This is a genomic window from Aestuariivirga sp. (assembly GCF_044238155.1).
Lineage (GTDB): Bacteria > Pseudomonadota > Alphaproteobacteria > Rhizobiales > Aestuariivirgaceae > Aestuariivirga.
This window is the reverse complement of sequence record NZ_JBIIDX010000139.1, coordinates 1-9,399: the sequence shown is the minus strand read 5'-3', so window position 1 is coordinate 9,399 and position 9,399 is coordinate 1. Positions and strand designations below refer to the sequence as shown.

Sequence of the window (9,399 nt, the reverse complement as noted above, 5' to 3'; positions counted from 1 at the left end):
ATTCACCTCGGCAAGCCTAAAGGCCGCAATCGAGGCTGTCGTCGGAAAACTGGTCTGAGTGCGCGCGTATGGAAAGCCATCGCATCAATATCGTACAGGGCGAGTATCATGTCAGTACGGCGGATGAGGTCTCGATCACCACGTTGCTCGGGTCATGTGTTGCAGCATGCATCAACGATCCGATCGCCCGGGTGGGCGGCATGAACCACTTCCTGTTGCCGGGCGAAGATACTGCCTCGCCCCTTGTTGCCCGTCATGGCGTTCACCTGATGGAACTCCTCATCAACGGCCTGCTCAAGAAAGGGGCAATGCGCCCGCGTCTTGAAGCCAAGCTCTTTGGCGGGGCGCGCACCATGCGCGGACTGGGCGACTTCGGCCTGGCCAATGCCAGGTTTGCGCAGGAGTTTCTGCGGCGCGAAGGCATTCCGATTGTAGGGGGAAGCCTGGGTGGTGAAACCGGACGCCGCATCCAGTTCTGGCCTGCCACGGGGCGGGCCCGGCAGAAAATGGTGAGGGCCAGCGACGAGCCCCTGCACAGTCTGCCCGGGCTACCAGCCAATACCGGCGGCGAACTGGAGTTGTTCTGACATGGAGATGCCCGATACCCGCTCGCCGCATTTGCTTCCGCTTCCTGCCCTGTTGCAGCAGCTCGCGCATGAACTTGGCGCCTTGCAGTTGATGGCTGCTGACATGGAAGCTTCGGTTGACGACATGATTGAGCGCCACGCCGGCGTGCTTGATGCACGCAGCATCCAGAATCTTCAGCTGCTCGATATCCTCAACCAGACACTGCTGGCCCTTGCCATGTTTGCCGGAAATGCGGCAGCCCTGTCATCTTCCGAGTGGACGGTCGATTCCAGGGCTGCAACAGCGCAGATCAAGCTGGCCAGCCTGGCTCAGCGGCTGGCCAAGGGCGGGGCCACGGCTGGCAAGGCGCCGGTTGAGGTCTATGAGTTGTTCGCGGATGGCTAGGTCGCGGCCGCTGCCGGAGCAGCCTGGGCATGACTGGCCATGTGTTCGTCAAGAGCAGCCCGCAACTCCTTTTCCTTGCCTTCGTCAAGCGATGTGCGCATGACGCTTCCACCGAATTCACGGAGTCCGGCAACGACCTTGTCGGTGGTCATCTTGCGAACAAGCAGGAACAGGGCTGCATGATTGGGCTGGAGCGATGACGCCACACCCTTCATGAATTCGTCATTGATGCCGAAGTCGGAAAGTTTTCCAGCAAGAGCGCCGGATGCTGCGCCAACCAGCACACCAGCCAGCGGCATCAAGAAGACCAGCCCGACCAGAAGACCCCAGAAGCTCCCCGAAGCAGCACCGGCAGCTGTTGCATTGAACATCTGATTCAGTTTTATCTTGCCCTCGGCATCCTTTGACACGACGACGGCGTCTTCCAGCGAAATCAGATATTCCGACTGCAACTCCAGCACACGCTTGCGGGCTGCTTCAGCCTTTGTCTCATTGTCGAAGGTAATTGCAATCAAGTCTGCCATCGGTCCATCTCCGGTCGAATGCTGTTGAGTGATTAAATCGCATGGTGGCAGCGATACAGTTCATCCACCACGTGATGCAGACATATCAATTAATTGATGTATCAACCAGCAGCAACTCGTGCAGTTCGCTCCCATCACGTGGAAAAGAACATGAAAAGCTTTTCATGTTCGGTCCCTTTGCGAAGAAAAATGTGGCTGTAGAGCGATGATGACGATTTCAGCAGACGCGCACGTGCAAGGAGGCGTCGTTTCAGATCCAACCGCCGTCAACGACATATTGCTGATTGGTGCAGGCCGAGGCCTCCTCCGAGGCAAGGAAGACGGTGAAGCGAGCAACCTCATCCGGAACGATCCGGCGCTTCAGGCACTGGCGCAACTCGAGTTCCTTCAGCGCCTCGGGCGTCAGCCACTTGTCGATCTGGCGCTGGGTCATGATCCATCCAGGCGCTATGGCGTTGACACGGATGTTGTAGGGCCCGTAGTCCCTGGCAAGTGAACGCGTCAGCCCGAGCACTGCAGACTTTGATGTCGTGTAGGCAGCCATCCCGCCCTGGCCAATCATCCACGAAATCGAACCGAAATTGATGATCACCCCGGAGCGTGCTGCCTGCATGTCCGGCAAAACCGCCTGGGCTGCAAAAAACTGATGCTTGAGATTGACCGCGATGCGCTCGTCCCAATATTCCGGTGTCACGTCTGCGGTGGCGTGGCGTTCGTCATGGGCTGCGTTGTTTATCAGAATGTCAATCGGCCCCCATGCCTCACGAATGCGGGATATGGCGGCACGCAGGGCGGCAATGTCGCGCAGATCGGCTTTCTCAAAGCGCACGGCATGGCCCTGGGTGGAAAGTTCGGCAGCCAGAGCCTGCGAGACATCAACGGCAATATCGATGAAGGCAACCTTGCATTTCTGGGCGGCAAACTGCCTCACGATCGATGCTCCGATGCCGGATCCACCCCCCGTCACCAGAACGCGCTTTCCCTCGAGGTCAGTATAGATGGCTGCCATGATCGTCCCTCCATGTCTCCATCATGCCGGGCCCTGCCAGTCTATGCAACAGGGTGCCAGTCGAAGTTCAGATGATGGAGCCAGTCCTGCCTGAATCACTGATCTGCTTATCGTCAAAATTCACGCCACGACGTGAGTCAGCATATACGGTCGATGATCGGCGTCCGGCATGAGTGGGCACAGGCCCTCTGCGGCCAGCGCGTGATAAAACAGGTCACCCCTGCCAGCCTCGGCTTCGTCCCTGCTCAGTTTTCGGGAAGTCGAACCTGCCCAGTATGACGAATAGCAGTCACAGGCGCAAAAATGAATACAGCCCGATATGCAGGCCAACGTCGTTCCGTTCATCCGCGGGTTGATCTTGGCGTTGGCTGCTCATGTTGGGCTATCCAGCCGCCGACCGGACTCGATGTAGGAGCGCACGAGATCCGCAACATCGAGGTCGATGCTGGCTATTGCTGACTCAACGGCAGCCTGAACCGTTTCTGACGGTTTGTTGCGGTTCTTGTTCAGAACATCCGGCAGCATGAGGTTGTCACGGATCAATTCCGGCTGATTGCCGGCCAGTGTTTTCAGAAACAGGCCTGCCTCGGCTGGATTCCTCATGGTCTCCAGCTTACAGTCAACGAATTGAATCTGGTCGGAGTAAAGGGTCTTATAATAGATTTGACGGGCCATCATTTCATAGCTGTACCAGAGAGCCTGTGAGATGTTGTTGTCGCTCTGGCTGTCATTGAAGCGTACAAAAAACTGTGGGGGAACTATCACATTGCGATAATTGTAGCTGAGATACCATTGCCAGATGATCGTGATGTTCTTGAAATCCCTTCTGAGAACGTAACTCACACATTGATCAACGATGTCTCTGTTCAGAACGATGACCATCGTATTGCCTGCAAGCCCTGACAAGACAAGGTTTTCAACAAGACCGCATTTGCCGAGTGCATGATTCGTCTCTGCGTAGTACAAGCTGCGCGTCATGTCCCTGAATTTGTTCTGATAAAAGCTTCTTACGGTCTCGGTGTTTCCCAGGTCATTGAATGTCCTCATGATCTTGATGTCCGGCATACGGACGCCAAAATCTTGAATGGCCAGAGGTTCATGGATGGCTTCGATGCCCAGATTGAGCTTCAGGAAACTGGCCATCCATTCCGTGCCAGTTCGACCTGCCGTGAGCGTGAAGAAATAGTTGTTGTTCATTGCGGTGCTGCGTATGCGGTCCCTGTATTTTGCGACTGTGAGTTTGCCGGTCTCTTCGTGGAGTATCCGGCAAAATGCATCGGGTATTGGGTCGGTTCAGAGTCTACCTCGCCCTGCAAGGTCTGAAAAGAAGTCGATCCCTCTCAAGGCATTTCTGGGAAACCCACATTGTTTCCACTGGATGTCAAATTGATTCTGCCCTGAGGAAATAGACCATTGACGATGTCCGGAACGTGGAGGTCTGCGCCGGGAGACGCAAGGTAAACTCCCGGAGCACGGTGGGCGATCGCCGGGCTCATTTGCCGCGGGCCAACCCGGTGCACACAGCATGTCGTGCAATCGAGGGGTTGTGCTGGCGGAGTCCAGGTCATGTCTGCTACTTTATGCTCGTGCTACAACTGGGCGGCAGTCAATGAACGTGAGCCATTCCGTTGCCCAATCGGTGCAATACACCTGTGAACGATGAAAGCATCTCCGCCACGCCTGCGCCCGCGATCACCCTTCATCAGTCACGAGATGCGTCCCTTGAATTGAGCAGTACCATCAATTGCTCGCAGCGCTGACGCCTCGATTTCAAGTACTCTTCCTTTACTGCATCTGCTGATGGATTGCGGTCATCGCCATGGTCGATCTGGCGCATTGCCGTCACCTTGCCCACTTCTTCAACCACTTCCAGCGTGGCAATTGTCTGCAGCGAAGGAGGAAAGCCGATGATGGGCGCAAGGGTCAGATAGGTTATGGCGTTGATCAAAAGAAAATCCGACACTCCGTCGCGGACTGTACGGGGTCCAACGAGCGGCAGCACCATGTAGGCGCCCTCGCCGACGCCGCGGGTGCACAACGCAAGACCGATATCGATGGGAGGCGTCACCACACCCTCCGAACGTGCAACATCCACCGTGCCAAGCCATCCTCGGGTGGTATTGGTCCAGAATCGCCACAGGGCGGTGAGCGAATAGTCATAATTGCCCGCAACGGCCCAGCTCACTGCCGCCGTCGGTTCATTGATGAAGTTGCTGAGCATGTTCGACAGGCCTGCGCTGATCGCCGGGGAGGGATGCAAGGCACCTGCCCATTCGCCAATCGCATCAATCTTCTGAAAGGCCCAGAGGTTGAAGCCATGCATGGCTGCATTGAATTGATCGAGCGAACTCAATTCTGCAGGCGCTGGTGCCGGCATTGGCGCAGGCGATGTCGGCGTGGGGGCCGATACCGCCGGATACGCTTGGCTGGCGCCAGTCGCCAGCGCAATGGTGCCGGTCAGGAATGCGGCAGCAAGCAAGGCTCTCACCAGCCTCCGTCCCCTAATGCTCATCGGCAAAAAGTTCTCCACTGGCATCATTTGTCAACCATCCGATGCCCGCCGACAGGGACGGGCTTGTTTTCGACGTGCAAGCGAGGTCCGGCCTGAGCGCAGGCATAAGCGGAGAGTCGCATTCCTTATTGGCTTTGACGGTCCTTGTACCTTGGGTGGTGAAGCAGCGAAAGGGCCACATCGGCAGGTCTGTCAAATTAACCCGTCTAAGTTGTCAAACATCATGCGACTGCCAACGTCGTCGCTGGACGGTCAAATAAATCTCCAAATCTTTCTGGAAAGTTACAGTTGACTGCATCGAATATCAATACATGGGCAGACGGCGCGGAACGATCAACTCAAGCGCCGGTGAAGCCACCCGACCTGGCACATCACAGAAAATACCTGCTGTGCAACACTTCATTTTCACACAACCACGCAACCGGCAGGTATCCAAGCCCGCCAATCTGTTTACTTCACAAATTACTAACTGAGCCGGTTGTAGCTTGATTCCGGCGCTGACGTCGCTCAGCTTGGCATGACTGTTTGGTACGACAAAGGTAGGGGAGAATTGAATGGACCCGACAACTTTGGTCTATGGTCTCTTGGCGGCCGCTGGTCTTGTTGGCGCAGATGCCTATTTCAGCTCGGACACCATTTACTTGCAGGTTTCCGTGGCGCCCGCATTCGAGCAGAAGGGTTTCAACCACGAACTTGTTGAGGCCTTTCTCGTCAATGAACTGCAGAGTATCGCCAGCACAGACACCATTCTGGACGATAACGTTATTGTTCCCCGCAAGGACAGGCCTCTCAGTGCCGCCTTCGCAGAAGTGGTAGGCATGACCGATGCTCTGCAATCTGCAAAATCAAAATTTGGCATCAATGACACACAACTGGTGATTGGAGTCGTCGTCGATTCGGTTGACGGAGTGAACGTTCCGCGCATCGTCGCTACCGCAAACAAGATCAATAGCAAACCGTTTAGCGTGGCGCTTCCCCTCGACTCAGAGACCAGAATAGATGCTGCACTGTTTGATGCAGCGCTGCTCACCATGAGAGAAGTCGATCCGTACATCACAGCGTTATACCTGCTTGAAAAATCAGATGAGGCGAACGAATACCCAACTGAAGCGATCGACCTGATCGCCAACCGGCTCAAGCGCTCTCCAACACCCGATCACTCTTCTGAGCTGGCCCCGCTTGAAAACCTCAAAGGCGTGTCATATCTCTTCAGCAATGATACCTCAGCCGCGCACAAATGGTTTGACAACGCACTCACCTCAGATCCAAAACTCGAACCTGCCAAGCTCAACGCCGCTTTCATGTTGATCCAGAGCGGTAATCTTCAACAAGCAATCGAATTAGCTGAGCCATTTTCCAACTATGACAGCTTCGGCCAGTCTGACGATGGACTGGTATCCTTTGCCGCAAACATTCTGCTCGGCGTGGCTTACACGGCTCTCAGTGAGTTCAAGGCTGCCGATGGCAACTTCGAGAGGGCCATATCGATAAGGCCAGAAGACCCGACCGGCTATTTCTACTGGGCAAGATCGCTCATGAAGCGCGGCCAGATGCCGGAAGCGGAGGCGGCCTACCGAATTGCAGAGAGAAATACAAAGCGAGTTAGGAACTATCACGAATTGGCTGCGCTTTCTTTCTGGCTGCCCTCTGAAGTGAATGGGCGGGTGCAGCGGCGCACCGATAGTCTGCCATCGCTGCAGGAGGCGCCAAGCCCCTGATCTGTGGACCCAGCTGGTTCTTTTGAAACTGCGGCAGTCACCAGTCAGTGGCCTGTTCACATGAGCAGCAGCCAACTATCCTGCAGGATTCGCGACGGGACAGAATTCATTGCCAGTCTCTGAACATGCATATTTGTTAGCATGTATTCGGCTGCTCCGGTTCAACTGCCAGGCGCATGATGCCGATCTTGGGCGGTTTCCTGCATAAAGCTCCACGCGTTTGAAGCATCTGTAAAATTTCATTCCGTCATCTGCTGTTTTGTTCCCGGAAAAAGCGATCAAGTATCAAATGGTTTTTTTGATGCACATGATGTACTGCGGGCTTGAAGCGAAGTGAAAGCTGGTGAAATCGAAAGCGACGTTTGGTGCGATGGAGCTGCGAGCGGAAATCGTCGAATGAAGGAAGGCATGCTGAGCCGATCTGTAATCCTAGTTGGTGCGGGTGGCGACACAGCCCTCCAGCCGAGCCTGTCGCGACGCTCAATTGCGTGAAGGCCCGTCGATGATGCGGACGCTGTATGCTTATCAAGAAACAGCAACTTGGATATGATTCAAGCAATAGGCGGGAGGGTTGATGTGAGAATCTTATCGACTGCCATGATCCACCGGATTGATGCCCGGACTGGACCAATGATCAGATGCCGGTCAACTGCGCTGATTTAGTTAGACCACACGCATATCTACGGTATAGGCTGCAAAGCATCGGGTTGCAGCGGTGAGAGGTGGTTCCAGATGACGGCAACAGAAAAATCCGAGGCGCTGTTCAAGCGGGGGATGGATGTGTTGGTGGAGGGGGTTTCCTCGGCTTCACGCGGACCTGCAACCTTTGGCATGCATCCCCGCTACATGTCACATGGTCAGGGTGCTCGGCTTTATGACGTTGACGGCAATAGCTACATCGACTGGATGATGGCTTTTGGCGCGTTGCCGCTTGGTCATGGTCATCCCGGGATTGTCGAAACCGTCAGTCGGGAGATCGCCCGAGGCTCCCATTTTGCAACAGCACTGGAAGTTGAAGTCGAGGTTGCCGAACTTCTGGTCAATTTGCTGCCGCACGCACAGAAGATTCGCTTTGCGAATACGGGAACAGAAGCCGCCATGGCGGCGTTTCGTCTGGCGCGTGGTCTTACCGGTCGGCGGAAGATCATCAAGTTCGAAGGGCACTACCATGGCTGGTGGGACCCCGTGATCGTCAACACCAATCCGATGCCGCCCACCATGTTCGGCCCAAAGACAAGCCCCATTCGCATCGTCGATAGTGCTGGCGTCTTGGAAGAAATGTGGCTCGATACGGTGGTGGTTCCCTGGAATGATGTTGAAATGCTGGAACGCGCCATGGAAACGCATGGGCGTGAAGCAGCCTGCGTGGTCACCGAAGGCATCATGGCAAACATGGGCGTCATTCTGCCAAAGCCAGGTTATCTGAACCGCATCGAGGAGTTGTGCCGTCAGTATGGTTGCCTGTTCTACCTCGACGAGACGGTCACCGGTTTTCGTGTGGCGCCTGGCGGCTGTGCTGAACTCTACGGACTGACGCCTGATATCGTCACATATGGAAAGGCGCTCGGTGCCGGGCTTCCCATGGCGGCAATCGCCGGCCCTGACCACGTCATGCAGGGCTTGGAGTGGGGCAAGGTGCTTCACTATGGAACTCACAATGCAGGGCGTCTCACCCTGTCCGTGACAAAGACGATGCTCGAGATCATGCTCGCTGACGGCAAGGCGAATTATGGCAAGCTTGCCCATCTGGGGCAGAAGATGGCCGATGAGATCCGTCGTGTTTCGAAGGGCCACAATCGGCACAAGGTGATTGTGCAGGGCGTCAACTCGATGTTCCAGATCTTCTTTACCGGCAAGGAAGAGATTGCCGACTGCCGGGATTTCTCGGCCCATGTTGACCGTACAAAGTTCCGGGATTTCGTCCTCAGGCTTTTCGACAAGGGTGTCTACATGTCGCCGTCGGCAACGCTGCATTCACTGTCCTCCATCGTGCATACGGAAGATGACATCGCCTTTACTGCGAAGGCTGTGGGTGAGGTTCTGGACGAGCTGCCGTGAAGGTTCTTGGTTTTATCGGCACCGGCAGCCTGGCCAGTTATTTCGTCGAGGGGCTAGCCCGTGCGGGTGCTGACTTGAAAATCATGGTTTCGCCCCGCAATGCGCAGAAAGCTGCTGACCTGCAACACAGATACGGTGTCACGGTTGCTGAAAATCAGCAGATTGCCGACGAGGCCGAGCTGGTTGTCATCAGCCTCTTGCCCATCGATGCTCCATCCGTGCTGAGAGGGCTGCGATTCCGGCAGGGCCAGACGCTGCTGTCGGTGATGTCGGGAAGCAGGCTGGAGGCAATGCGCTCCCTTGCGGAACCTGCTGAAGTGGCGTTGTCCATGATGCCGGGGCTGGCCAACGCCCACAATGTCGGACCTTCGGTCCTCTATCCCGATCATCATGTGGCGCGCGAGCTGCTTGAGAAGCTGGGGCCTGTTCACGCGTTTCAATCAGAGGCCCAGTTCATTGCGGCAAGCGTCATGGGCGCTTTTTCCGGCATGACAACGCTGATGATGCAGGATGTCATGAACTGGTTTGAACATCAAGGTCTTGAACCGGGCGCAGCAAGGCAGCTCGTGGCGGAGGTCGTCAAGGGTAATGCAACGGCGCTCCTCG

Annotated in this window: 9 protein-coding genes; 5 read left to right on the top strand and 4 right to left on the bottom strand. The window is 55.7% G+C overall.

Features of this window, described 5'->3' with window-relative positions; translation table 11 throughout:
- Positions 1–68 precede the first annotated feature (68 nt).
- Together ACILRN_RS13490 and ACILRN_RS13485 are read left to right on the top strand one after the other, a co-directional pair.
- Entirely contained in the window at positions 69–587 is a 519-nt protein-coding gene (locus ACILRN_RS13490) for a chemotaxis protein CheD (protein ID WP_395689101.1), read from the top strand.
- Position 588: 1 nt separating this feature from the next.
- Entirely contained in the window at positions 589–972 is a 384-nt protein-coding gene (locus ACILRN_RS13485) for a hypothetical protein (RefSeq protein WP_395689100.1), read from the top strand.
- Here ACILRN_RS13485 and ACILRN_RS13480 read toward each other — a convergent pair.
- The 4 genes from ACILRN_RS13480 to ACILRN_RS13465 form a co-directional block, all read right to left on the bottom strand.
- Entirely contained in the window at positions 969–1,496 is a 528-nt protein-coding gene (locus ACILRN_RS13480; protein WP_395689098.1) for a DUF1269 domain-containing protein, read from the bottom strand. The two genes, ACILRN_RS13485 and ACILRN_RS13480, sit on opposite strands and share 4 nt — an antisense overlap.
- A 250-nt stretch (positions 1,497–1,746) precedes the next feature.
- Positions 1,747–2,505 carry an SDR family NAD(P)-dependent oxidoreductase gene (locus ACILRN_RS13475; protein ID WP_395689097.1) on the bottom strand — a complete coding sequence of 253 codons (759 nt, stop codon included), beginning with the start codon at positions 2,503–2,505 and terminating at the stop codon, positions 1,747–1,749.
- A gap of 372 nt (positions 2,506–2,877) precedes the next feature.
- Complete coding sequence (locus tag ACILRN_RS13470) at positions 2,878–3,648, bottom strand: hypothetical protein (protein ID WP_395689096.1); 771 nt, start codon at positions 3,646–3,648, stop codon at positions 2,878–2,880.
- 559 nt (positions 3,649–4,207) lie between these two features.
- Complete coding sequence (locus tag ACILRN_RS13465) at positions 4,208–5,017, bottom strand: MlaA family lipoprotein (RefSeq protein WP_395689095.1); 810 nt, start codon at positions 5,015–5,017, stop codon at positions 4,208–4,210.
- A gap of 554 nt (positions 5,018–5,571) precedes the next feature.
- Here ACILRN_RS13465 and ACILRN_RS13460 point away from each other — a divergent pair.
- The 3 genes from ACILRN_RS13460 to ACILRN_RS13450 all read left to right on the top strand — a co-directional run.
- Complete coding sequence (locus tag ACILRN_RS13460; protein ID WP_395689093.1) at positions 5,572–6,735, top strand: tetratricopeptide repeat protein; 1,164 nt, start codon at positions 5,572–5,574, stop codon at positions 6,733–6,735.
- A gap of 732 nt (positions 6,736–7,467) precedes the next feature.
- The gene (locus ACILRN_RS13455; protein WP_395689092.1) at positions 7,468–8,793 is read left to right on the top strand and encodes an aspartate aminotransferase family protein; all 1,326 of its coding nucleotides are present in this window, start codon (positions 7,468–7,470) and stop codon (positions 8,791–8,793) included.
- The coding region (locus ACILRN_RS13450) for an NAD(P)-binding domain-containing protein (protein WP_395689090.1) at positions 8,790–9,399 on the top strand (610 nt) is incomplete at its 3' end. The genes ACILRN_RS13455 and ACILRN_RS13450, both read left to right, overlap by 4 nt.

What these genes read in the sequence shown, in the direction of transcription:
- ACILRN_RS13465 (WP_395689095.1), bottom strand. Translation starts at nt 5,017, where the DNA reads ATGAGCATTAGGGGACGGAGGCTGGTGAGAGCCTTGCTTGCTGCCGCA.
- ACILRN_RS13460 (WP_395689093.1), top strand. Translation starts at nt 5,572, where the DNA reads ATGGACCCGACAACTTTGGTCTATGGTCTCTTGGCGGCCGCTGGTCTT.
- ACILRN_RS13480 (WP_395689098.1), bottom strand. Translation starts at nt 1,496, where the DNA reads ATGGCAGACTTGATTGCAATTACCTTCGACAATGAGACAAAGGCTGAA.
- ACILRN_RS13470 (WP_395689096.1), bottom strand. Translation starts at nt 3,648, where the DNA reads ATGGCCAGTTTCCTGAAGCTCAATCTGGGCATCGAAGCCATCCATGAA.
- ACILRN_RS13455 (WP_395689092.1), top strand. Translation starts at nt 7,468, where the DNA reads ATGACGGCAACAGAAAAATCCGAGGCGCTGTTCAAGCGGGGGATGGAT.
- ACILRN_RS13490 (WP_395689101.1), top strand. Translation starts at nt 69, where the DNA reads ATGGAAAGCCATCGCATCAATATCGTACAGGGCGAGTATCATGTCAGT.
- ACILRN_RS13475 (WP_395689097.1), bottom strand. Translation starts at nt 2,505, where the DNA reads ATGGCAGCCATCTATACTGACCTCGAGGGAAAGCGCGTTCTGGTGACG.
- ACILRN_RS13485 (WP_395689100.1), top strand. Translation starts at nt 589, where the DNA reads ATGGAGATGCCCGATACCCGCTCGCCGCATTTGCTTCCGCTTCCTGCC.